This is a genomic window from Labrenzia sp. THAF82 (assembly GCF_009363435.1).
GTDB classification, from domain to species: Bacteria; Pseudomonadota; Alphaproteobacteria; order Rhizobiales; family Stappiaceae; genus Roseibium; species Roseibium porphyridii.
In genome coordinates, this window is the sequence record NZ_CP045354.1 from 5,573,503 (window position 1) to 5,596,584 (window position 23,082).

The window sequence follows — 23,082 nt, forward strand, 5'->3', positions numbered from 1 at the left end:
TCACCCCTGCCCGCTGATGATATCGTTTCCTGTGCCCGCGTGCACGACGTCACGATCTTTCTCGCCCGTAAAGGATTCCGCAGCATCAGTACCTGTGAATACATTGGTGTCCACTTGCGGGTCTTCCGCCTTAGGTGTTCAGTCCCGGCATTTGATGGATCGGATTAAGTCTGAAGCGTCCAGGCTCTGAAGTCCATATCTTGCAAATGTATTCATAGGGCGTTAGCCCGCGCAGAGTTTTCAGTCTGCGCCCGAAATTGTAGGCGTTGATGAAGTCCTGGAGATGGGCTTCGAACTGGCTATGATGATCGTAGTGGAAGCGTTTGACCGTAGCTTCCTTGATGGTCCGGTTCATCCTTTCGACCTGGCCGTTTGTCCAGGGGTGTTTCACCTTCGTGAGACGATGCTCGATGCCGTTTTCCCTGCATCTCATGTCAAACATATGGGTCATGTACCGTGCTGTCGGTCCATCGGCATAGCGCGGTGGAAAGGTGAATTGGATACCATTGTCCGTGAGAACGGTATGGATCCTGTAGGGCACGGCCTCAATGAGAGCCACGAGGAAGGCTGAAGCCGATGTCCGGCCTGTCTTGCAGACGACCTGCACGAAGGCGAATTTGGACGTGCGGTCAATCGCAACGTAAAGGTAGAGTTTGCCTTCGGCTGTGCGGACTTCGGCGATGTCGATATGGAAATAGCCGATCGGGTAGCGCTTGAACTTTTTCTTTGCTGGTTTGTCGCCTCCGACTTCGGGCAAGCGGCTGATGCCATGACGTTGCAAGCAGCGATGTAACGAAGAACGGGTCAGATGCGGGAGCGTCGGCTGAAGGGCGTAAAGGCAATCGTCCAGTGGCAAGAGCGTGTGGCGACGAAAAGCCACAATGATCGCTTCGTCCTCGACGGACAGAACCGTCGAACGTGGCTCTTTCGGTCCGGTCCGCAGGTCGGCCGTAGAAGTTCGGCGCTTCCACTTGGCGACAGTCTTTTGATTGATGCCATATCGCTTCGAAAGCGCCCTCAGGCTCTCTTGACTATTTTGTATTGCTCGACGGATCGCCTCTGTCGTTGTGGCGCTCCCGTGTAAAACCTGTCCCATAGTGCATCCTTCCATTCGGGAGAAAAGACTGCACCATCAAATTCTGGGATCAAACACCTAGCACTACTTTGGCAGATTTTTCTCAAAGATAGATTTCCGGCAATGAGGGCATCTTTCGGGCGGAGGTTTTTGGATGATTTTCAGGATTTCCGTCCGGACGGCAGGCAGTGTTGGTTGCGGCGGAGGTCCGGAGATTCTTTTTTTCCCCTGTCGCTTGCTTAAGGCGTCGGGATTGCAGGAAGGCAAAGGCGATCATCGTCATTAATGCGTGCCGGTGAAGCCCAGTCCACGATCGTCCTTCAAAGTGATCCAGACCGAGTTCCTCTTTGAGCTGTTGATGTGCCTGTTCGCAGATCCAACGCGCCTTGATGGCGCCGGCAAGTTGTTTGAGTGTCGCTTCTGCGGGAAAGTTGGACAGATAGTATTTGCGCTCGCCGGTCGAGCGGTGCTCGCCGACGACCCAGACCTCCTCTCCCGGCAGGTGCTGGGCACCCATGTCGCGAATGCGCTGAGGTGGACCGTCTGCGATCCGGACCCGCACAGCTGCAAAGCGTGCCGAAAGGGCTCCCTTGGTCCCGCGCCGCCAACTGACCTTCTGCCACTTTGCGGTTTCCAACATGGCCTGCGCTGTGATCGACTTTGTATCGGGAATGTGCCGCTGGCGCGGGCGGCCGCGTTTGGCGACAGGGAAGATCATCTTCACGTCTGCGGGATAAACCTTTTGCTTGAACGGGATGCCAACGGCCCAGGTCAACCCGCGTGCGCTCAAAGCCTGCCGGAAAGGAGCACTCAAGCCATATCCGGCATCGGCAAGGACGCAACCAAAACGCACACCTGCTGCACGAACCCGGTCGATTTCCGCCAAGGCGATCTCGGGCTTGGTCTTGTAGTCACGAACATCATCAGGAACTCTGGCGTGATCAAGCCGGGCGGTATCGCAGATCCAGCTCTCCGGCAGAAAGAGCCGCAAGCCGACCATGACAGGCACTTCATTCGAAGCCAGCGTCACGGATACCAGCGTCTGGCAGTTCGCCCGTTTCCCCAATGCCGAAGCATATTGCGGGGCCACGCCGACCGAGTGGTTCCCCTTTTTGGGCAGTGCGGTGTCGTCGATAATCAGCCATGCATCGTTCCCGCCAACCTGTCGGTCAGCTTCGCTGAGCAATGCGGCTTCGACTGGAGCAGGATCCCAGGGACTGCTCGCAATGAAATGGTGAAACTGATCGTAACTGGCTGCGCCCGTCCTCTCCGCCATCGGCTGAATGCTCTTGCGGTCTCCTGGACCGATCAAACCTTCAATATAGGCCGGGCACATCCGGGCACGCGTCTTGTGACGAAGCGCTACCAAAAACGGCGCTAACCAACCTTCGAGATCACTTTGCCAATTCCCATCCATGACCGACACCTCCTAAAGCCGGTCTTATATGAAGCACCGAAAACTCCGTCGGGGAATCCTCCAAAATCAAAACTCACAAAAACCTGCCAAAGTAGGACTAGGCCGTGTGGACGGATTTGATCAAGATGAAGGTCGCGGCGATTGCGACGATGGAGCGGAAGTTTCTGGCGGTTTTCTCGCAACGCAGGGCGACGCGTTTAAAGCGTTTGAGCTTCCCCATCATTTGTTCGATGCGTGCGCGGCCCCGGTAGAGCGCTTTGGCGAAGTGCCTCGGAATGCCGCGCCGGTTTGATTTGTATGGAATGACCGGGACAGCCCCGGCCTTTCGCGTAACTTCGCGATTGGCGTTGCTGCCATAGCCCTTGTCGGCAACGATGGCCCGATGTTTGATGTCGAGGCCGGTTTCCACGAGTTCCGTAAACTGCTAGCTGTCAGAGGCTTCGCCACCGGTCAGCTCAAAGCCAAGCGGCAGGCCGTTCCGATCCGTTTTCAGATGGATTTTGGTGCCGAACCCGCCGCGCGAACGCCCGAGCGCTTGACCTTCCTGCCCCCTTTGGCGCCTGCCGCAGAAACATGGGCGCGAATGACGGTGCTGTCGAACATGGCGATCAGATGCGCGCCTTCATCAAGCCCGGCCAGAATGGAAAAATAGTCCTCGAACATACCTGCCTTGCCAAGGCGGTCGAAGCGTTTCCAGACGCTGTTCCAGTTGCCGAACCGCTCGGGCAAAGCGCGCCAGGAGATGTTGTGAAGCGTAAAATAGTGCAGCGCCTCCAAAAACAGTCGGTCATTCTTTGCCTGCGCGCCAACCCGTGGCAAGCAAGCCGTTCAGCCACGACCCCAGAGAGAGACAGTCGATCGGCTCTCACTAGTAAACGTGGCTAATCAATCATGTGTGGTTGCAACATTTTCCATTGCAGATCATATCAAACCGAGAAACCTAGATTCCAGGACAAGAAATGCGAGGAAGCTTCCAAGTGCGACCGCCAAAAGTGAAAAGGACACGGTTTCCCGCCGGCGCCTCCATTTCGGGTAGCTTTCCCGATGCTCGCGCTTCAAGGACCGCACTTCCCGCAACAAACTTTCTTGGCGAGCTGACATGCGGCCGATGCACCAAAATAACGTTCTGAACTCGTCTTCGAAATGGGGCGTATCCTGCTCATCGACCTTCTGTGGCAGGGACCCTTGCGTTTCCGGCTGGATTTGGAATTTCTGACTGTTCACTGTACGCTCCGTTTGCCGAGTGCGAGATCCTGAAGGAGTCTTAGCCAGACGGACTGGCCAATCGTATAAGCCGCATCGACCTAGCAGACATACCCGCCATTCGGGTGAGATTTGGACCGTTTTGAGAGCTCGCAGGGTTGATGGTCAGCCCAGATATGTGATGAGGCGCCGAGTCCGTAACCCCGACGCCTCACGCGCATCTGCTTGATACGTGTGACCAAGATGAACGGCCCGCGTGATCTCGCAAACTTCTGCAAAAAGCTCTTTTCTGGAGCGGCTCTCTTCGGGACCAAACTAACTCTGTTCCGTTGATTGCGGGAGGAATTCTTACAGACATTCTAATGATCTTGCGGTGCCAAATAGTACATCGATGGCGGAGCTTGGACTGACATCTTTTTTGGGGGACTCATTGGTTCGCGCTGTGCTGCGTTGTGCCGACAGTCACACGTTATTTCGGCATGCGTCCCCTAAATAAGTCTTGCGATCGACAAACGGCGTGGTGAGGTGAGCACTATAGTGATTTCGGGTTAGGTGTTGCGCTTGCTGCGCTATCCGGTGGTTGAGAGTGTGCGAGGTTGTCTGTGTGGGTAAATTTCTTGGCGCATTGTGCAAACTAGCAGAAAAAGGTTCTCAGGCTCAAAAATTTTGCATTAATTTCAATTGTGAGAGGTATTCGCCCTTATTACTGAGCGCAAGCAAATACTCAACGCGAAAGTTGAAAGTAGTTAACAAGTCGTTAACAAAAAGTCGATGCTGCGGAGCTGTGGGCAGGTGTGCCGGCGAGCCTGTGTCAATGGTGCCCGTGGTGGCGGTAGATGGAGAACACTGACGCGGAGAACATGAGCGGACAGACCCACTATCGGGGAGAGGCTGATGAACGTGGTGCGAGCTTGTCAAAACGGGAGACCGATTTACGAAACCCTCGCGAGGATAGCGACGCAAGCCCATGCGGTAATTATAGCAACGGATAAATGGCATGTTTCACTGGCCAAAAGAATTGAAGTTTTCGCTTGGTGAGCTGGAAGCCGACTTGTTGGCGAATGCTCGGCGAAACGCTCTTCCGGACGGAGGCGTGATCTATCTGCAGGACGACCCCGCTGACGTATTTTATATCGTTTTGAGCGGCTATGTCCGTTTATCCTATATCCTCGAAGACGGCACCTCTATTCTCTACGCGGTTGTACCGCCGGGCAACAGCTTTGGTGAGTTGGGAGTCCTTGATCGTTCAGTCTACCAAGATACGGCTTCTGCTATCGGTCCCGTCAGCTACTTCACATTGCGCGCCGATCTGTTCCACAGCGGAGGTTCTGATGGTGCCAAGCTTATGGGTGCGCTTAACGACTTGGTTGTTGAAAGATACAAAACCTACATAGAAGCGACAAAGGTTTTGTATCTGGGAAATCTGACTTCGAGGCTCGCGCTTTCAATCATACGCCTGGCGCGAATGATGGGGCAGAGAATAGATATAGATGGAGCGCAGTATGAATATTTAGGGCCAATGGTAACGCAAAGTGATTTAGGTTCCATGGCGCGTGGTACTCGTGGAAATGTAAATAGAATACTTAAAAAATGGCAGAAAAGTGGACTTATAACGGTGGTTGACAGGAAAATTATTTTGCTGAAGCCGAGTCAGCTTGAGCAAGAATGCTTCGCATCAGGAGGTTAACGATGGAGAGAGGGCGAGTACTTGAAGAGGACACTATGCCGGGTTTCGGAATGACCGACCTCGACGAGCGTCTGTGTGCGAAAGGCGGTGGGGACCTCAGAAAACAGATCGCCAATGATCTGGCCAAAAAGGCGTCTCTCATCGAGCTGAAAATGAAGAACGGTCTCAATCGCGAGGAGTTCCAGCAGGCCAAGGTCATACACAAGGCGTTGGTTGCGGCTTGCGACGTCATAAGCAGATATTGACGTTTTTTGGCAATGCAACGCAGTAAAGAAGGAAGTTAAAATGCAAGATACGTCAGGAAGCTGGAATGTTCCGGCATCGTTTCCCGATACGCCAACGCTGCCGGGCGGCGCTGAAGACGGAAAGGAATTTGAGTTTCGAGACGGTTTCGATCTGATATTTCGTCAGACCGAGCTGCAGAACCAGATTGCGGCAATCGAGGAAGACATCAGAAACATTGAGCAAAATACCAACCTGTCCGACACGGAAAAGATGTTCTCCATGCAGATGGCCATGAACTCCTGGTCTGCGGTGACCAACCTGCGGACCAACATGCTTAAGTCGGTTTCCGATTCCCTAAAGACAATCGCTCGAAACGTCGTCTAGCGGCGACGTAGGTCAGAGCCATCTCCTGACCGTTGCAGTCTGCGCTCCCGGACAATGCCGGGGGCGTTGGCCTAAACCCTGAGGCGTAATTCCCATCCACCAAATTGTCGTGGGTCTACGCCTAAGTATCCGGATTATTGAAATGATTGGCTTGAAGGACATTAAATCAGCTCAGAGGGCCGGCGGTCCGCTGATTCTGAAAGCTATCACGGGCACGCAGGCCGGCGTTGAAGTACTACTGGAAGACGGGGAGTATGTCTTAGGATCCGGTCCGGACGACGATCTACAGTTCGTCGACGTTTGTCTGAAGACCGGGCACGCCCGCGTAAGAGTTGAAGGCGGTAAGGCCAGTATTGCGGGCGGCGCCGGCAAAGTGGTGGGCGAAAACGGTCTTGTTGCCGACGCTGGCGCCGACGATTGGCGTAAGCTCGGTTCCCTGGAAGTGATTACCATTGGTTCGACCGACTTTGCTGTCGGCGCGGAAGACGACAACTGGGCTGTGTTGTTCACCTCGCAATCTCAGGAAAAGCAGACCGGGCGACCGCCGTTCGGCGGATGGTCGACACGCAACCTGAACCGATCCTGGATCAGGCACGGAGCGATATTTCTTGTATTATGTGGGGTGCTCGGTACGGCGGTGAGTGCTAGCTCCAGCTTTTTCGGAAGCGACACTGGTATTGCAAGTGCGGATCGGGAGGAACTCATGGTTTCCCTGAAGGCTCGCATAAAGAAATTACCGTTCTCCAGCTCGGTCACTGTCGTTCCCGAAGTGGACGGCACCATCTATGTCAGCGGTCATGTAGAGGAATTCGTCCAGCGTAGTGCGATCCTGAACATCGTTGAGGACATCAATCTGCCGATAAAGCCGAGGGTTTGGGTACTTTCTTCTATTCGCCGTCAAATTGCGGCTGCGATCAACAACTTCGATGTCGATGTTACATTCGAGGTCTCTGACGAAGGAGTTGTTTCGATAGATGGCACGATTCTTTCAGAAAGTGACGCGGATCGGTTCCGTCACTATGTTACCAGCGAGATTCTCGGAGTATCAGCGGTAGAATTTCGTGTCAGTACCGCAAACTCCTATCTGGGAGAAGTAAAGGAGCTAGCCAAACGAGCGAGACTCAACGAAGCAGTCTTGCTTCAGCTGTCCCAGCAGCGAATCGAAGCGAGTGGCGTAGTCACCACCGACAAGCTCGATGCCTGGATCGGCTTCATCCAGACCTATGCGCGGCGCTATGCGGAAAAAATTCCGTTGATATCCTTTGTGCAGATCGTCGATGAAAACGGCAAGGTGATTTCCTCCCAGTCGACGCTTCTCGATCCCGATGGTTGGAGTGGTTCAGCCGGTGCTTCCAGCCTTAGTCTGGAGCAACTTAAGAACGGTAAACTCGGCGCAGGTGAATTGTTGTTCGACGAGGACGCTGCTGCCCTGCTGCAGGTTGATGATTCCGAGGTGACCGACAAAGGCGACCAACAGTTGCCTGTTGTCAGCGCGAGCCTGACCGGTGTGAAGACTAGGCCATTCGGTACGGCGTCCAGTGAAAGCACAACTCGGCTGTTCCGCTCCGGTGGCGGGTACAGCAGCACCGTCCAACTGCCTCTCGTCTCCAATCCGACCGATCCGGCTTTGCGCTGTTGGGAGAACTCGAGGCTGACGGTATCCGACCTTGTGGAAGTCGTCGGTCTTGTCGACCAGTTAAGTGCGAGCAAGACTAAGACCCTGGTCGATCTGGATCAGACCGTTCAGCTGCTCGTCCTGGAAGCGGTGCTCAACCCTACTCGTGCAAGAAGTTGCTCGGGGCGTCTGGAAAACATCGGCGAGCGTAACTCCGTTCTAAACTCTGACTCCTTAGTCGAGATGACTCGGAATCCCTTTTTCATTCGCTACCTCGTTCGAGACTTCGTTCCGCCCGGAATTGCTGTTTCAGGCGCGATGGTCCGCGGTTCCGAGCGTTTCATCCAGACGCCGGACGGGAAAAAAATTCATGAAGGTACATCGCCTAATGAATACAGCAAGCTACTGAGTATCGGGAAATTGGGGGCAATTTTCAAGTATGACAATTACATCACGCCCCTCATTTACCCGAAAGACATGGACTGGAAAGTAATGAGTTTTAATCCGGTTCAATATAATTCAAGTACTTCCAAGTCCAATTAGTTAGCAGTTTTCTTGGGAGCATCCTGCTCAAACTGGAATATAGAATGCAAGCAGCGCAAGTGACGCGAACTTCTTCTTTCAAAAGAATGGCGGCTATCGTTCTGGTGGCGGTATTCGCTGCGGCGTGCGCAAAAACCGCCAAACATGAAGGAGACGATATCGGCAAAAACCAGAGAAACTTCTTAGATCTCTCTGGGAACTCTGTTCTGGCCAATGATCTGCAGCACGTCGAAACGGGCGAATTGGATGTCTCGCGTGTCAACGGCACGGATCCCACCAGACAGGGCATCGGCTTTGTTGGGGTTTTGCAGAACGAGCCGACGACGTTTTCTGTCGGCGCCAACGAGATAAACCGGAATATCACCGAACTGGGGCAGGTTGGGGCAGGCATGTCCAACCCGAACGAAGCCGTGACGATCACATTCGACAACGAACCTTTGGGCTATGTGGTGAGACAGCTGCTCGGAGGAATGCTGTCGGCGAATTTCGTTGCGTCGGAAGAACTTTCCGGATTTGTAACGTTCAAGACTGAAACACCGGTTCCGCGATCCTCTATACCGTCCATCCTGCGCGATATTCTCGCGCACTATGGCTATGTGATGAAAATTATCAACGGCGTGTACCATATCGGCCCGGCTGCCACGATAATTGCAATGGAGCTGAATGCTGCTGCTGGTGAGATCGGCGACATCAAGACACGGGTACTGCAGCTGGATAACGGCAATGTTGAGGATATAGCTCAGGCGGTCGCGCAGATTTTGCCGCCGGGTGCTTCGATCACTCCTGTGGCTTCCAGCAATTCGCTTGTGCTGCGGGTGAACCCGTCAGATGAAAAGGCTGTCGTCGATCTGGTTCGTGCCATCGTCGGCAATTCGGGTGAGAACGAATTTATCGCCGTTATACCGCTGCGCGAAAGCCCGCCCGAAGTGGTTGCGGATGCTGTGGTCGGGTATTTTGAGAATTCCGGAAAATTTGGAACGCAAATCCCGCTGGTAATTCCACTGGATGAACAGCAGTCTATTCTTGTTGTGGCAAAGAGCCAACAGGTCATGAACAACATGCGGACTCTCGTTCGGGGACTGGACAAGGAAAACCAGAATGCGACCTCATTGCGCATTATTCCTCTCAAAAACCTACCGGCGGAAGAAATTGCAGCTCAATTGAATGCGATTTTCGCGACCACAGGCGGGGCACTTCCGGCATATGAACCTGACCCGCGTGCAGGGGATCTTCTGACGGCATCAATTCCGGTTGACGAACCGAATCCGGAAGGTGCAGACGCTTCGTCGATTTCCGCACCAGCGATTATTCGCGGAACAGGTCGCGATGGGAGTGGGGCTGGCTATGGCAATGGGATCCAGCAGGCTGCGAAACGGAAACTCGCAGGAAAACTGGACCAGTTGGGAAATGCAAGAGGCCAAGCAGATGACAGCGTATCGATCGTTCCCGATGTCAGGAACAACGCCCTTCTTGTACGCTCGAACTTTCGGGAATTCAAACGCATTCGCGAAGTTGTTCGCACGCTTGACGTCCCGCTGGCCCAGGTGGTCATCGAAGCGACGATCGTCGAAGTCGCTTTGAATGACCGACTAAAGTATGGTGTGCAAGCTTTCCTGAACGGTGAAGGAATAAAGGTAAGGTCGTCGAAATTCCCAGACCCTGTAGACACCGGGGAACCTGGTGCAGTTGCGCTTTTTGACGTCGATTCCGTCGACGGAACTACTGCATCCTTCGTTCTAGAGGCTCTGCAAACGGTGACCGATGTCAGAGTGATATCCTCACCCTATCTCACGGTGCTTGATGGCAAAGCGGCGCGATTGTCCGTCGGTGATCAGATTCCGTTCCTGGTCCAGCAAACTAACGCGAACGAGACCGGCACAACCACAACAACTAACCAGATCGAAGTGAGGGACGTAGGTGTCATTCTGCAGGTCACACCCAATATTCGCCCGGATAACTCGGTGTTGCTGAACGTTCAGCAGGAGGTTAGCTCTGCCAAGGCCAGTGGCGGCGGCGAGAACCTTACTCCCGTGATTTCTCAACGCACCATCAATTCCGATGTAGTGATCGAATCCGGAAAAATGGCTCTTCTCGGTGGCTTGATTCAGAGCCGCAGGGAGCAAGTCACCAACAAGGCTCCTATGATCTCAAAGGTCCCAGTAGTCGGCAATCTCTTCAAGCAAACAGAGGAGGTGAAGGACAGGACCGAATTGCTCGTGATGATCACACCTCGTGTGGTGCGGCGCTCGCACCAACTGGACGAGGTTACGAGGCTTCTGCGTTCTCGCTCGGTCGGTCTGAATGCAGGTTTCTCTGATACTTCCGAACAGCTTACCGACTTCAAGCCGGAAGCAAAGATAGGGAAGCCATCAAAACTGCCGTTCCTTAACGTGCTTGGAAATACGAAGATCTATTGATCTTTGCGCCCCGCTACCGTCATGGAGTGGGGCGGCTTCCATCCTAAACCTGCAAGTCCGGTCTCTTTCACCTGTAGCCAGTGTCTGATTTTATTAGTCGGCACCACTGTTTCAGCAAGTGTGGCAATTTCGTTAGACGGTTTCCGCATTCGCGACGTGCCTGTGCCAAACGGCACATCACAGCAGCGGCCGCAGTGCCGATATAAGACATGGACAGCGCACTTGAAGGCTGGCTTGGCACAGATATGCAGGTGCCGATGGCGTGCACTTGGTTTCATCATTGAACTCCGTGCTCTGTCTGTGTGACACGCGTTTCGCGTTGCACTCATCTGAACGAAATCGGCTCAAAACCAGAGTAAGGAGTTGCAATGTCTATTATCTTCGAAACGATCCACTCGCGACGTTCGAGGGAATTTCCTTTTTTGTGTTTCCTCCAGGCATTTGCGCTTTTGTTTCTGGCCACATTCGTTGTCCTGATTGTTGCGGCGCATGCTGTTCCGGAAACATCGCGGGAGGTCACAGGGCGCGATGCTGCTGAAAATGTCTTTAGCGCCAAGAAGGCTTGCATGTCGAGCAAACCACAGGCCGCTGAATTCAAGCATTTCTGCCAAGAAGTCTTCCAGGTCTCGCGTCAAGGCATGTTTCTAAAGGCGCGCACCGAGATCCCAAATGCCGCACTCGCTATTTTCAGGGATAAAAATCATCTTCTCTACCGGTATCTCCGCGTAGATTCTAATGCCTACGAGATGTTCGGCGAAGCACAAGACATGTTGGTCAATCGAATTGCAGCCTACTCGCATGCGGAATGCGAGGTTAGTGCGGGTCAAATCGCGGGCATTGCCGGCTTTGATGCAATTGATTGGCTCTTCGAACCGTCAATTCGTCCCACGTGCCGTAGTTAGGTGCAGACAATTAATTCTCAGCGAGTGGAATACCACTTGGCCAGGTAATTTTTTTCTCTGTACAGGGTGCTGCCCCCAAAGGAACATTCTCGCGATGCATTCAGTGTTTTCAGATCGGTCTTTCACCGCGATTCGTGAATTCTCCAGGAATCTCGGTTTAGGCGACATTCTTCCTGTCGAGGACGGGAGTGTTTCCTTCGAATTCGATCAAGCTGGCACCTTTTCGATCACGCCTGTACCCGACGATGATCGGATATTGCTAAGTCTGGCGCAAGACAAAGGGCGCTTGCTGGCTGACGGCCTCAGGGAATTCCTTTCGCTTTCAGGCTGGGATCCCGTACTCGCAGCGCCGGTCAATGCCGGTATGAGTTCCAGAGGCGAGGTCGTTCTAGTCGTTTCGCTAGGGGTTGACCGTCAAACCCTGCAAACGATCGAGCTTGCTCTGGACCGGTTGATCGAGTTGCAAGGCTCCCATTGATCTCAAATGGAGTGTGAGAGCTACTCAAATTCAATGAGTCGCTAGTCGGCGATCCCGGTGAGAAGCTGCCAGTGAACTGTATCCGCGGACACGCCACCCTCTATATAACGAGATATTTCTGTTCGGTGCTATCTTGGCTGTTGACTTCTTTTTGACGACCGCGTTGGCATCCTGGTTGGGTGCAGCGGCAGTTGAAAGTTAGCATTCGTTCCGCGTCGAATGTCCGTGTCTGGTTGAAAAGAAGTTTGACAGGCAAGTTGATTCTGCCGAACATGCCGTTGCGAAAACTTTCACGCGGATCGATCATACGACCGAGGCCGAAAGCATGGACATTCAGGTCCCTTCGAACGTGCTTGTTGTCCTTGGCAACCCCAAATACGGCACCTCCCCTAATAGAAAAAGTCCTGAAAGTCGCTCTGTGTTGGCCTCTTCAGACCTCTGTCAAGCACAGGATTCGGTACTAGTGTTCGTCTATCGTTCTGCTTCCGTATTGATGGCCGCGGCGATGCTGGCGCGTGGTCATAGGAGCTATGTTTGCGAGCCAACAGACTTGGGCACAACGGGTGAATGCGTATCAGCCACTGCTGGTATTTTCGAAGCAAATTGGAGTTACGCAAAAAGCCTTTAAGGATGTCTTGCTGATCAACCTTTGCTTGGTACCATAAATACTTGGAGGTCCCGTATTCGGGGTGACCTTGGGATCACCTATACCCCAACCTTCTTCATCAATGGCGCTAGAACGGTTTGAGTGCTGTTATTCCAGGAATTAAGCGCCCTGATAGAAGCGGAGACTTGATCCTGCGTCGCTTCCGCCGCTTTCAAACATTGCAAGCATTGAGATCGACTGAAAAGAGTGTCCCGGAATCGGCAAGCTATTTCTCATCAAAGAGAAGGCGACACGTTGAAGAAAGAACTGATGAATGCAGCGAAGGGCCGCTGTCAGTCATTCCGTTTCAATCCTTCGTGATTTTAATGAACGCATATCGCGCCCATCTTTTAAGCATGAATTCAGGCTTTGAGCATGTCGTGACGGAAACCTAATCGCCTTAGCAGTCGACCGATGGAAAATTTAGCAACTGATCGCCGTTTCGTAAACGGAATAAACATAATCGGACGTCTGGCAGATTAGTTAACTGAATTTGTAGTAATTCTACTTTTGTTTGAAGCAAATCTGTGATTTCAATCAGTATTTTTGTTAAGATAGGTCGCTACTTTACGGAAAGTGTATCAAATAACAATTATGTCACTTATGAAGACGGATCATTATATGTTTAGTGGCACCTGCGAGCCAACTATCTTGTGAGCTGCGGGGTGTCATTATTTCTTGGGACGCGGTGCAGCAGTGTTGTGTAGATGCGCTTTTTTACTGGATCACCGTTTCTCGGATTGGCAAGAAACACGCGTGATCGCTTGTAAGACGGCGGGAGCGTGTCGAACAAATGGGGTCTAAATCGATTAAACATTCATCGAGATGCCTATTAGGAAGTCACCTGTTCATAATCAGCTAATAGTTTTCTCCACTGGTTGTTGAATTCAGGCGCTGTCAGGCGTTTGAACGCTCGTTGCAGAAAAGGCCAGTGAACCAGTCGATAAATTTAACAACGGATGGCGAAAGCGGGTGCACAAAAAATGAATTTGGACATCGGTCAAGCTCAATCTCAAAATTTCCACCATACGACGGGACGCGGCTCGGAGCTCGCGGGGAATAACAAGCTTTCCAGTTTTTGGAGAGAGCGGCCGGTTCGTCTGGATCCGGAAAACTGCGGCATATTGGAAAAGAGTACCGGAAATCGCGCAACCGCACACCGCCTTGCATTGTCCAAGAAAATGCCAGCGCCAATCGAGGCACAATGTATCGCTAAGCACAATGTATCGTTAAGCTGCGCAGCGGCTCCGCGCTGCGTCCAGAAGACAATATCAATTGTGCGCTGAAAGAGCCGAAGACGCCAGACCGATCTGAGGATGCTTGTCAATACCCCGAGGAGGAGCCGACATTCTCCTTAGCTGTAGATGGGTCTGCGATCCCTTCGCAAACAAATAGATCAAATGACAAACTCGAGCGGAAGGGCAAGCCGGTGCCCGAGTACCTCCAAAAACTTAAGAAACTTACAGACAATGCCGATGGCACTTCTGGCAGAGCAAGCACAGAAGCAGCTCGATCATCATATAAATGAAGGCTTCGAAAGAGAAACTAACTGACTGTCGACGACGACGCTATTGAGAGCTGCGCCTTCGGTATGCGCAGGCCATTCGAACTAACGAGGCGCGTAGCAAAATCACTTCGGCGAATTTGTGGATGCCATTTCTTCAATTCCGGAGCGGTAGCGCCTTGACCGCAAACAGCTTATCGACGTGGTGTGTACAGTCTACGAACTTCAAGGTGCAGGTAGGCAACGCATGATCAAAACGCGGAGGCCGCATCGTGCCTGTCGACCAGGTCTGCCGTATCACATCACAACTCAGATCCGGCAACGAGCCTGTTGTGCCAGCCTTTTCTATTGGCGCATGGCAGCGCGGTTGCGGTCATGCGCGGTATGATACGCATCACAGTAATTCACTCGCCAATGTTCTAATTTCACGGCAACGGGGCTCCGCGATCGGTTGAAAGAGAGGTGCCTCTCTGTTTCCGGGCGCACTTGATCGACTCAGGCTGGAAAACCTGTTCGAGACTATAAACAAATGAAATGACATCGGCTTTGCTTTGTCTCACCCAGACGATTTGTGCCGCTTAGTATCATGAGAGACTGTCAACACTTTTCTCGTGAGCCTGCAAGGAAGTGGACCTCGGGAACGTCAGGATGGTTCGCTAACTGCGAAGGATCCGGCAAGGAAACATCGTCACAGGAAACGCATGACGATGCACGCAGAAGCCTTGTCCTATTGTGCAATGCCGGTCTGTGGCGGCTTGAAGGGTCGGGTTATAGGCAGGATTATCGAGCGTGTATCGGTTGTTGCCATAATGTTCGGACAACAACAAGCCGCAAGTCACTGCGGTCAGTCGAGCAAAGTAGACGAGATTGACATGGATTTTTGTTTCCTGACTTGTCGGTAGCCGGGATTGCGCTATCGCCGATCTTAAGCGACGGGACCGCCGAAACCTTGTGGACCGTCGCCGACTGAAACAACACTTTTGCACGGATATATATAATATGTTTATTCAAAATCGCGGATCGAGCGCTGAATATCAATCGAATTTGTCACAGGGCACGTGCTCACAAGGGCAACGGTTACTTGCGCCGGACTATTCCTGGAGCACCGACAACCTCACAAAAAAGGACCAGCTTGAATTTGTGCAAAACGAATTCGCGTTCTTTGGCAATGTTCTTGCCTGCGACGGTAGGGATGCGGGACTAGGATTCCGCAATTCCGGGGCAGCATATTTATTGGGGAACTTACCGTTCATACGCTTTCAGTCGGAGGCGTTTCGGCTGCGGCCTCGATCAAAAATACAGACATTGGCACTTAATCCCACTCCGTGGGCCATTACCGTTCCGCTTCGTGGAACGGCACGATACGTTTCGAATGGATCGCTCTTGCGTCAATCTCCTGGCGAGGCCCTTATCTCCGAACCTGCTGGAAGCGTCTGCGGTCGCATAACCGATTGCGAGTTTCTTGTTCTGCTTTTGGCCGAAGAAGAAGTAACCGGCCTCGACAGATTCCTGTTTGGCAACGATGGCTGTGTAAACGGTAAAACGGTTCATACTCTGTTGGGTCACTACCTGATGGCTCTCGCCAATACGATTGAAACCATCGCACGCGACGAGGCTGAGGCGATCGCGGAAGCTACTATTGCAATCATGCGCGCTTGCATATCCCAGCGGCCGATAGATATAGAGGCAGCTGAAGCGCCGATCAAAAGGTCTCGTCTCGTAGCCGCACAAAACTATATCCGCGCCAACCTTAGATCTCCGGATCTGTCATCTGATGCCGTGTCTGCGTTTCTGAACGTCTCACGCAGAAGGCTGCACGATATTTTCGAACAAACGGGAGGCGTGCAAACCTATATCAAAGAGCAGCGTCTTAAAGCAGCATTCACCCAGATTGTCTATGCTCGCGGGTCAAGATCGGTGACATCCGTGGCACAGGAGTTCCGTTTCTCTAACGGAGCCAATTTCAGCAGAGCCTTCAAGGCGCGTTTTGGTTTGACCCCTACTGAACTCAGCAACCAAGCCTGTCAGGCGAAATTGTCAAACTTGGAACATTGGTTACTCGAAGTGCATTCCCAAACCCCCTGAGCCAACCAGGTGCCCTGTTCCGGCATTACATCTACCCGTCGAACGGTTTTCGGGGCAGCCGGACTGCGTCACGCTGCGTAATCGGCCGACCATATCGGCCCGGTGCCGGAGATTTATTTCCCCTGCACGGCCCTCTTCCTGCCGCGCGCCTTCCGGGTGCCGGTTGTTACAGGCAAAGGTAGCGCCTAGACCTTGAAGCCCATGGCATCGGTAAGACTTCGCGGCGAGGGTAAAATGAACCACCCGGTGAAACTCCAACAGCAGGTCAAGGCCGCTTCGCACGCGTTTTCCATTATACTAGAAACCCATTTCGCAGCCTGGAAGCCGACGATAGGGGAATGTGTAGTCCCGCGGCTCGGCCTGCAAGGCTATGGTGTTTATGAGTGTGCGGATATTCTTCAGATCCGCGTTGATATCGCGGAACTCCATCAGAGCAAAGTCTTTCTCAAGGTGGGCGTTTCGCGCTGGTCTGATTTGTTGCGCTTTTTTATCGATCAGCTTCACAGCGACGCGCCAACCCCCTTCGTGTGGAGCTGAACGGGACCCTCTCCCCGGAAGAGGCTCAAATCGCCTCTGTCGCCAGACACCTTTGCCCACAGATACTTAAAGCAAATCGCGTGGCGTGTGCCCGGTTTTTCCTGAGGAGATCGCAATGATCGCCGCATCATTCCGAAGAAATGCGCAAACACCTAACGCGGGACGCAGTCCACATCCATCGGGCCGGCACCAGAACCTCCCGACAGGAAATGACAGGGCGAGTCTCGTACGACACAGAACGCGGCTTCAAGGCGCGCCAGCCAAGGGACATCCACGCTAAGGCGTGTCGAGTTTAATCGGAATAATCAGCGTCGCGTTTTGCGTTGGAAGCCCGGTTTCAGACAGTGGAAAGCGGCTCCGGCCACATGCGATTTGCTCTAGTGAATACTAGCGACGATCGAGCGCTCAATCTTGAAAAGTGAAAACAAATATGCGGATCTTTGGAATAAGCTTTGGCGGGGCACCCGCTGGTGCAGGCAGCCCCGCGAAAACATCGTCCTCTAGCACTGGCTCCCGGGGATGGAGGCCGTTCAAGAACATAAACTTAAGATGAGAAGGCTGTCAGCGCCTTCAAGGAAGGTCTCGAAGGTTGAAGTGCTGCGCGATAACACCAAGGGGTCTTAGCAGACCAAAGGAATGCCCAGCGTTCAGCCCGAGCCTTTTAATCCTAATAGTAACGCGAATGCGGTGCCTGTGAAAACAGTTGAGGTATCGAAACGTCACAGTGAAGCCGGGGCCGTGGAGAACATAGAGTTCAAAATCAGGTCCATGAGGACGATAGATTTCTTGAAAAAATTGAAGAAATCGCTACGGAGACGGGTCTTTCGCAAGAAATTCTTTATAAGATTCACACTAGCAAAACTTAAATCTGAATGGAGCCTTGTACTAAATCCGACCGCAGGGCGGTTGCCGAAGAGGCGAACGGTTCTCGTGATCATTACCCAGAATATACTCCGCAGGCTGTGAAAAAATAGCCATTATGAGCTTCCAGCGCTTTCCCAGGTCGATGCCTGGTCCTGGACTGGGCAGACAGGGAAAAGCGCTGAACACTCTGCCTGATAGCGTACCTTTAAGCACTGGCCGAACCAACGGGTCCAGCCAGTGCGTTGATCTGCCGCACAACGGTTATCCCAAGGTGCCCGGTCGCATGCCGATGCTTAGGCAGCCTGACACTAGGCCGTGTGGACGGATTTGATCAAGATGAAGGTCGCGGCGATTGCGACGATGGAGCGGAAGTTTCTGGCGGTTTTCTCGCAACGCAGGGCGACGCGTTTAAAGCGTTTGAGCTTCCCCATCATTTGTTCGATGCGTGCGCGGCCCCGGCCTTTCGCGTAACTTCGCGATTGGCGTTGCTGCCATAGCCCTTGTCGGCAACGATGGCCCGATGTTTGATGTCGAGGCCGGTTTCCACGAGTTCCGTAAACTGCTAGCTGTCAGAGGCTTCGCCACCGGTCAGCTCAAAGCCAAGCGGCAGGCCGTTCCGATCCGTTTTCAGATGGATTTTGGTGCCGAACCCGCCGCGCGAACGCCCGAGCGCTTGACCTTCCTGCCCCCTTTGGCGCCTGCCGCAGAAACATGGGCGCGAATGACGGTGCTGTCGAACATGGCGATCAGATGCGCGCCTTCATCAAGCCCGGCCAGAATGGAAAAATAGTCCTCGAACATACCTGCCTTGCCAAGGCGGTCGAAGCGTTTCCAGACGCTGTTCCAGTTGCCGAACCGCTCGGGCAAAGCGCGCCAGGAGATGTTGTGAAGCGTAAAATAGTGCAGCGCCTCCAAAAACAGTCGGTCATTCTTTGCCTGCGCGCCAACCCGTGGCAAGCAAGCCTGGAAAACCTCCAGTGCCAATTCGAAATCCCGGTCTGTCATCTTGGTACACATCGCCGACCTCCAAATCACGTCGGCAACCTATGAATCACTTTAAAATCAAATTCGGAATCCCAAAACCGATACCTGAGTCAATCCGTCCACACGGCCTAGGGATGTCATCACCGGACGGTGTTCAGCGCCACTTCTAATGAATGTCGGATAAAGTTAATCTCGGCTTGCCACGGCGCTTGATCGCGGTAGAGCGTTCCCGTTGTCCCGCGCCGCGATGAGGCCGTTCGGCAACTGTCGATGAAACATTCGTCGTTTCGTCAGCCTCGTACCCCTCCAAATCTATAGTTGGCCTGTTCGAAATTTCGGAGCCGATGCCTCCGGCAAACGGCACAAGTCGATCCAATTCCCAGGTCGAGTGCCATTCAGTACAGGCACTTCGCGTCTTGACTGGCATTTTACATGTTATGGGCGACCAGTCCTCACCTTTAGCACGTGTCGGAATGTCGTCTTTGGATGGAAGGGTGTCTTCAGTAGCGACTTCTTATGCTCAGATTGTCCGGCGCATTGGAAGCAGGCGTCGCAACCAAAAATACGCCGACCTCCATAGGAAATGGCGCGAAATTCCTGCTTCGGAACCGTGAACGTTTGGAAGGTCCGCGCCTACAGCTGATTCGCTTCTGCAGCCGAAGCAATCTGCCAAAAGGCCAGGTTAGTGCCCGATCGTTGACGGAGCCCGGTAACGAAGAAGCGAAGGTTCATTGCGTGCGTTCAAATTTTCTTAGGTTCAAGCAAAACTATGCCAGTGTCGGGTTTAAACTGGCGGTCGGCGCCGCTGTCTCGGGCTGTGCTCTCAACGCGCCCATGTTAAACACCGACATGGATGCATCCGCAGTTGAGGCTGTTTCGATTGCCTCCCCGGCCGATCCGTCTCGAAACGACATCAAGGATGACGATTGGTTGGCAATCGCTCAAAAGCTTGACAAGGCTGTTTTGAGTTTTTCGTCCCGAGCAGTTGATCAGGCCCCAGAGCAGTCATGGTTTAGTCCAGTCAGCGGAAACTCCGGGACGTTTTTGAAAATTGGGACTGCTGAGCTCTCAGGGCCGGAATGCATTGCATTTCAGACAACCGCCAACACGATTACCGGCATTCGACTTTACAACGGAACTGCATGTAGAGACTCTGCACGTAGATTTGCTGTGGTCGAAATGAACGCAAACGAAACTTGATACCAAGCGTACTTTTACCTCTTTGAAAATACGATCCCATTCGTTGGCTTTAATTTTTCCGGCTTAGCGGCGAAGAAAGGTGCATGTTGGTCCAGGTCATTGGGTCCAGGGGTTTGCGCAATTCGGCTCGCCTGAAAATTGAACACCTGTCCCGACTTCAGCTGTGCCACCGCGTCGCACTACTGGGCATATGCGCGATTTGCCTTGTGACATGCTCCTCAATGACCCTTTCGAACAGGATCTTGCTTTGCAAGGGCAGTATTATTTTGACCCATTGAAACCGAATTCATTTTCGTCTGTTACAATTGGGACGGTAATCATCCCCGAACACCAATGGGTTGAAAATTTGACTTCTCCGGCCTTTGATGCGCTTGGAGAACGAGATGAAGAAGTCACGATTTACGGAAAGCCAGATCCTGGCCCTTTTGAAGCAGGGCGAGAGTGGTGTTCCTGTTGCTGACCTTTGCCGGGAGCACGGGATCAGCAACGCGACCTATTACATCTATGGACAGCTCTCCCGATGCAAGGTTTTTGAGATCTGATCGAAGCCGGCATCTGGGTGCCAACATCTATCCGGCGTCACCAGAACGGTGCTGGTGCGCCCAAATGGGAAATCTGCGTGTGTGAAGGCCTCGACAAGTGACCGGCTTCGATGAGCCATTATAATACTCAGGTTCCCTTCACACCGGATTCAAACCGGTCGTCACATTTCTCGCAGTCTTGCACCTCTCTGCCGTGCCCCTCCTGTTTAAGCGGTACGGAACTCCGTGTTTTGTCGCAGCATGGCAAATATGATCCGCGCGTTCTTGTTGGCGATTGCGACGATCGCTTTGGCAGCCCCTCGTCGCTCCTGGAGACCAATGGCCCACTGACTGACCGCATCGTGGTGCTTTGGTGCCGTTCGCAGAACCGCACGTGCTCCGTGAACCAGCAGCGTTCTAAGATGTCGGTCACCACGCTTTGATATGCCCAGGAGCATTTGCCTGTTCCCACTCGAATGCTGTTTTGGAACCAGACCAAGCCACGCGGCCAGATGACGACCGTTCTTGAACTCGGCTCCGTCTCCGATCGCCGCGACAATAGCAGTCGCCGTTTTGGGACCCACGCCACGGATCTTGGCGATACGCTGACAGGCTTCATTGCTGCGGAACACCCGATTGATCTCACGATCAAATCAGGCAACACGCCGATCCAGTTCACATAACATCTCAAAGAGCTGCTCTAGCAGAGAGGCGAACAGATCACCCAGCCTGCCCCGTTCCATGGTCAACAAACGCGGGATCTCGCGTCTGGCGCGAGTAATTGACAGACCGAAGGCAAGGCCACGGTCCAGAAGCAATCCGCGCATCTGAGAGACAAGGGCAGTTCGATGATTGACGAGCCGTTGGCGTCCACGATGTAATGCTTGAATGTCCTGCTGACCAAGCGATTTTGGTGGAACGAACCGCATGTTCGGCTGACGCAGTGCCGTACAGATAGCAGCTGCATCGTTTTGATCATTCTTTTGATGCCGGGCGAAAGGTTTGACGTATTGTGGGGCGATGATCCGAACCGAGTGGCCGAGCGCTTCAAACTCTCTCTGCCAATAGAATGCGCCAGTACAGGCCCCGATACCGATCTGACAAGCCGGCAATCGACCGATATCCTCGAGAAGCTGCGAACGCCCAAGGCGTTTGCGGTAGACAACGTTGCCTTCGGCATCTTCGCCGTGCAGCTGAAACACATTCTTCGCCAGATCAATCCCAAGATAGTGCAGTCTCATTGTCTTCTCCTCCATATTCAAGACTTCCAGCGCTAAGTATAGAGGGAGAGCCGTCCATCCCATCAACTGGCGATCCAAGTATGGCGGTATGGATGCGTGCTTGATGGCGGAGATGAAGGCCATGGCCGAGGAGAACCGCCGCCTGAAGAAAATGTATGCCGAGATGGCGATGCAGAACGAACTGCTGAAGGACGCTCTTGGAAAAAAGCCTTGAGGCCGTCTCAGCGTCGGGAGATGGCCATTAACGCAGTTCGGCTGCGAGGTGTAAGCATTGCGCTTGCCTGCCGCACGTTCCAGATCAGCGAAAGTTGCTATCGTTACGAACGCAAGCTGGGTGACGAGAATGCCGAGATTGCAGACTGGCTGGTTCGGCTGACGACAACACATCGAACCTGGGGGGTCGGCTTGTGTTTCCTTTACCTGCGCAATGTCAAAGGCTTTGCTTGGAACCACAAGCGCGTCCGGCGGATTTATCGTGCTCTGGAGTTAAACCTGCGCATCAAACCGAAGAAGCGTCTGGTTCGGGAAAAGCCGGAGCCGTTGGTTGTGCCAAACGAGGCAAATGTCACCTGGTCAATGGACTTCATGTCGGATCAGTTGGCCGATGGGCGTAGCTTCAGGACTCTGAACGTGCTGGACGACTTCAACCGGGAGGGGTTGGGCATTGAAGTAGATGTTTCCATTCCGGCCCTACGGGTAATCCGCACTCTGGAGCGGATTATCGAATGGCGCGGCCGGCCGTTGAATATTCGGGTGGACAATGGCCCGGAAAACGTCAGTGCCGCACTGCAGATATGGGCCTCGAGACGAGGCATTGGGCTGGAATACATCCAGCCCGGCAAGCCGCAACAGAACGCCTATGTCGAACGCTACAACCGAACCATCCGCCATGAATGGCTCGGACAATACATATTCGAGGCGATCAAGGAGGCGCAGGACCACGCCACACGATGGCTATGGACATACAACGATGGGCGGCCCAACATGGCCATTGGCGGAATTACACCCGCAATGAAACTGAAAACAGCGGCCTAAAGTCCAGTTTTTAACCCACAAAAAATGGGATGATTACCCTTTGAAGTCCGAGACATCGGCTCCGGTCAGGTAAAAGGCGATGGATCTGCCCCTGTGATCGCTCAGAGCGTGGATTTTGGTTCCCGGACCACCACGCGCTCGGCCCAAAGCATGAGCCTGCCCCCCTTTGCCGCCATGGGCGACCCGATGTGCTCGAACGGCTGTACTATCGATCATCACTTCGAGCGCGGGGCCGCCGATTTGCGACAACGTATCAAATACGCCCGTCCAGACACCTTTCTCGGACCAGCGGACAAAGAGATTGTAGAGGGTCTTCCTTGGTCGATAGACCTCCGGTGCATCGACCCAGCCGCCGCCTGACTTCAAGACATGAATGATCCCATTGATCGCTCGCCGATTATCGACACGGGCCCTGCCCCGCGAGTCGGTCGGCAAAAGCGGCTGCAACTTTGAAAACTGCTCACCACTGAGCCAGAAAAATCCATCTGACATCGTAAAACTCATGTTCAGGAGTTTGCA

General features: G+C 53.2%; 16 protein-coding genes and 5 pseudogenes. 13 read left to right on the plus strand and 8 right to left on the minus strand.

The window, feature by feature from the left end:
* The 5 genes and pseudogenes from FIV00_RS30605 to FIV00_RS25540 form a co-directional block, all read right to left on the minus strand.
* Complete coding sequence (locus FIV00_RS30605; protein WP_371419553.1) at positions 1 to 114, minus strand: hypothetical protein; 114 nt, start codon at positions 112 to 114, stop codon at positions 1 to 3.
* Between the two features lie 16 nt (positions 115 to 130).
* Complete coding sequence (locus FIV00_RS25525) at positions 131 to 1,096, minus strand: IS481 family transposase (protein ID WP_152503368.1); 966 nt, start codon at positions 1,094 to 1,096, stop codon at positions 131 to 133.
* Between the two features lie 82 nt (positions 1,097 to 1,178).
* A pseudogene (locus FIV00_RS25530) lies at positions 1,179 to 2,520 on the minus strand (IS701 family transposase).
* Between the two features lie 69 nt (positions 2,521 to 2,589).
* Positions 2,590 to 2,901 (minus strand): transposase, encoded by a 312-nt coding sequence (locus tag FIV00_RS25535; protein WP_152503298.1) that lies wholly within the window; start codon positions 2,899 to 2,901, stop codon positions 2,590 to 2,592.
* Between the two features lie 80 nt (positions 2,902 to 2,981).
* Positions 2,982 to 3,311 (minus strand): transposase, encoded by a 330-nt coding sequence (locus tag FIV00_RS25540; RefSeq protein ID WP_152503369.1) that lies wholly within the window; start codon positions 3,309 to 3,311, stop codon positions 2,982 to 2,984.
* A 1,381-nt stretch (positions 3,312 to 4,692) separates the two neighbouring features.
* Here FIV00_RS25540 and FIV00_RS25545 point away from each other — a divergent pair.
* The 10 genes from FIV00_RS25545 (at position 4,693) to FIV00_RS25585 (ending at position 16,718) form a co-directional block, all read left to right on the plus strand.
* A complete protein-coding gene (locus FIV00_RS25545; protein ID WP_152503370.1) occupies positions 4,693 to 5,382 on the plus strand; it encodes a Crp/Fnr family transcriptional regulator in 690 nt (229 codons plus the stop codon).
* A gap of 2 nt (positions 5,383 to 5,384) precedes the next feature.
* Positions 5,385 to 5,627: an EscE/YscE/SsaE family type III secretion system needle protein co-chaperone gene (locus tag FIV00_RS25550; protein ID WP_173006156.1), complete on the plus strand. Its 243-nt coding sequence runs from the start codon at positions 5,385 to 5,387 to the stop codon at positions 5,625 to 5,627.
* Between the two features lie 40 nt (positions 5,628 to 5,667).
* Positions 5,668 to 5,991: an EscF/YscF/HrpA family type III secretion system needle major subunit gene (locus FIV00_RS25555; RefSeq protein WP_152503372.1), complete on the plus strand. Its 324-nt coding sequence runs from the start codon at positions 5,668 to 5,670 to the stop codon at positions 5,989 to 5,991.
* 142 nt (positions 5,992 to 6,133) lie between these two features.
* On the plus strand, positions 6,134 to 8,149 hold the full coding sequence (locus FIV00_RS25560) for an EscD/YscD/HrpQ family type III secretion system periplasmic domain-containing protein (protein ID WP_152503373.1): 2,016 nt from the start codon (positions 6,134 to 6,136) through the stop codon (positions 8,147 to 8,149).
* Between the two features lie 44 nt (positions 8,150 to 8,193).
* Positions 8,194 to 10,566 (plus strand): secretin N-terminal domain-containing protein, encoded by a 2,373-nt coding sequence (locus FIV00_RS25565; protein ID WP_152503374.1) that lies wholly within the window; start codon positions 8,194 to 8,196, stop codon positions 10,564 to 10,566.
* Positions 10,567 to 10,934: 368 nt separating this feature from the next.
* Positions 10,935 to 11,468 (plus strand): hypothetical protein, encoded by a 534-nt coding sequence (locus tag FIV00_RS29955; RefSeq protein WP_173006157.1) that lies wholly within the window; start codon positions 10,935 to 10,937, stop codon positions 11,466 to 11,468.
* 94 nt (positions 11,469 to 11,562) lie between these two features.
* Positions 11,563 to 11,946 (plus strand): CesT family type III secretion system chaperone, encoded by a 384-nt coding sequence (locus tag FIV00_RS29960; RefSeq protein ID WP_173006158.1) that lies wholly within the window; start codon positions 11,563 to 11,565, stop codon positions 11,944 to 11,946.
* A gap of 792 nt (positions 11,947 to 12,738) precedes the next feature.
* The gene (locus FIV00_RS25575; protein WP_152503376.1) at positions 12,739 to 12,987 is read left to right on the plus strand and encodes a hypothetical protein; all 249 of its coding nucleotides are present in this window, start codon (positions 12,739 to 12,741) and stop codon (positions 12,985 to 12,987) included.
* Between the two features lie 2,108 nt (positions 12,988 to 15,095).
* Positions 15,096 to 16,181, plus strand: coding sequence for an AraC family transcriptional regulator (locus FIV00_RS25580; RefSeq protein WP_152503377.1), 1,086 nt, complete (start codon positions 15,096 to 15,098; stop codon positions 16,179 to 16,181).
* Positions 16,182 to 16,415: 234 nt separating this feature from the next.
* Positions 16,416 to 16,718 carry a hypothetical protein gene (locus FIV00_RS25585; protein WP_209006707.1) on the plus strand — a complete coding sequence of 101 codons (303 nt, stop codon included), beginning with the start codon at positions 16,416 to 16,418 and terminating at the stop codon, positions 16,716 to 16,718.
* 1,491 nt (positions 16,719 to 18,209) lie between these two features.
* Here the strand turns inward: FIV00_RS25585 and FIV00_RS25595 are convergent.
* On the minus strand, positions 18,210 to 18,599 hold the full coding sequence (locus FIV00_RS25595) for a transposase (protein WP_152499389.1): 390 nt from the start codon (positions 18,597 to 18,599) through the stop codon (positions 18,210 to 18,212).
* 816 nt (positions 18,600 to 19,415) lie between these two features.
* Here FIV00_RS25595 and FIV00_RS30610 point away from each other — a divergent pair.
* Both FIV00_RS30610 and FIV00_RS25605 read left to right on the plus strand, forming a co-directional pair.
* The gene (locus FIV00_RS30610; protein WP_371419594.1) at positions 19,416 to 19,766 is read left to right on the plus strand and encodes an RT0821/Lpp0805 family surface protein; all 351 of its coding nucleotides are present in this window, start codon (positions 19,416 to 19,418) and stop codon (positions 19,764 to 19,766) included.
* A 383-nt stretch (positions 19,767 to 20,149) separates the two neighbouring features.
* Positions 20,150 to 20,266 (plus strand): annotated as a pseudogene (locus tag FIV00_RS25605) (transposase); the annotation flags it as partial.
* Between the two features lie 248 nt (positions 20,267 to 20,514).
* On the opposite strand, the pseudogene FIV00_RS25610 reads toward FIV00_RS25605, so the two are convergent.
* Positions 20,515 to 21,528, minus strand: a pseudogene (locus tag FIV00_RS25610) (IS110 family transposase).
* Positions 21,529 to 21,595: 67 nt separating this feature from the next.
* Here FIV00_RS25610 and FIV00_RS25615 point away from each other — a divergent pair.
* A pseudogene (locus FIV00_RS25615) lies at positions 21,596 to 22,563 on the plus strand (IS3 family transposase); the annotation flags it as partial.
* A 39-nt stretch (positions 22,564 to 22,602) separates the two neighbouring features.
* On the opposite strand, the pseudogene FIV00_RS25620 reads toward FIV00_RS25615, so the two are convergent.
* Positions 22,603 to 23,055 (minus strand): annotated as a pseudogene (locus FIV00_RS25620) (IS5 family transposase); the annotation flags it as partial.
* Positions 23,056 to 23,082: the final 27 nt, after the last annotated feature.

Excerpts from the sequence above, each read along its gene's own strand:
- FIV00_RS25560 (WP_152503373.1), top strand. The coding sequence starts at position 6,134 with ATGATTGGCTTGAAGGACATTAAATCAGCTCAGAGGGCCGGCGGTCCG.
- FIV00_RS25525 (WP_152503368.1), bottom strand. The coding sequence starts at position 1,096 with ATGGGACAGGTTTTACACGGGAGCGCCACAACGACAGAGGCGATCCGT.
- FIV00_RS30610 (WP_371419594.1), top strand. The coding sequence starts at position 19,416 with ATGGATGCATCCGCAGTTGAGGCTGTTTCGATTGCCTCCCCGGCCGAT.
- FIV00_RS25585 (WP_209006707.1), top strand. The coding sequence starts at position 16,416 with ATGAACCACCCGGTGAAACTCCAACAGCAGGTCAAGGCCGCTTCGCAC.
- FIV00_RS25580 (WP_152503377.1), top strand. The coding sequence starts at position 15,096 with ATGTTTATTCAAAATCGCGGATCGAGCGCTGAATATCAATCGAATTTG.
- FIV00_RS25550 (WP_173006156.1), top strand. The coding sequence starts at position 5,385 with ATGGAGAGAGGGCGAGTACTTGAAGAGGACACTATGCCGGGTTTCGGA.
- FIV00_RS25545 (WP_152503370.1), top strand. The coding sequence starts at position 4,693 with ATGTTTCACTGGCCAAAAGAATTGAAGTTTTCGCTTGGTGAGCTGGAA.
- FIV00_RS25555 (WP_152503372.1), top strand. The coding sequence starts at position 5,668 with ATGCAAGATACGTCAGGAAGCTGGAATGTTCCGGCATCGTTTCCCGAT.
- FIV00_RS25595 (WP_152499389.1), bottom strand. The coding sequence starts at position 18,599 with ATGTGTACCAAGATGACAGACCGGGATTTCGAATTGGCACTGGAGGTT.
- FIV00_RS29960 (WP_173006158.1), top strand. The coding sequence starts at position 11,563 with ATGCATTCAGTGTTTTCAGATCGGTCTTTCACCGCGATTCGTGAATTC.
- FIV00_RS25565 (WP_152503374.1), top strand. The coding sequence starts at position 8,194 with ATGCAAGCAGCGCAAGTGACGCGAACTTCTTCTTTCAAAAGAATGGCG.
- FIV00_RS29955 (WP_173006157.1), top strand. The coding sequence starts at position 10,935 with ATGTCTATTATCTTCGAAACGATCCACTCGCGACGTTCGAGGGAATTT.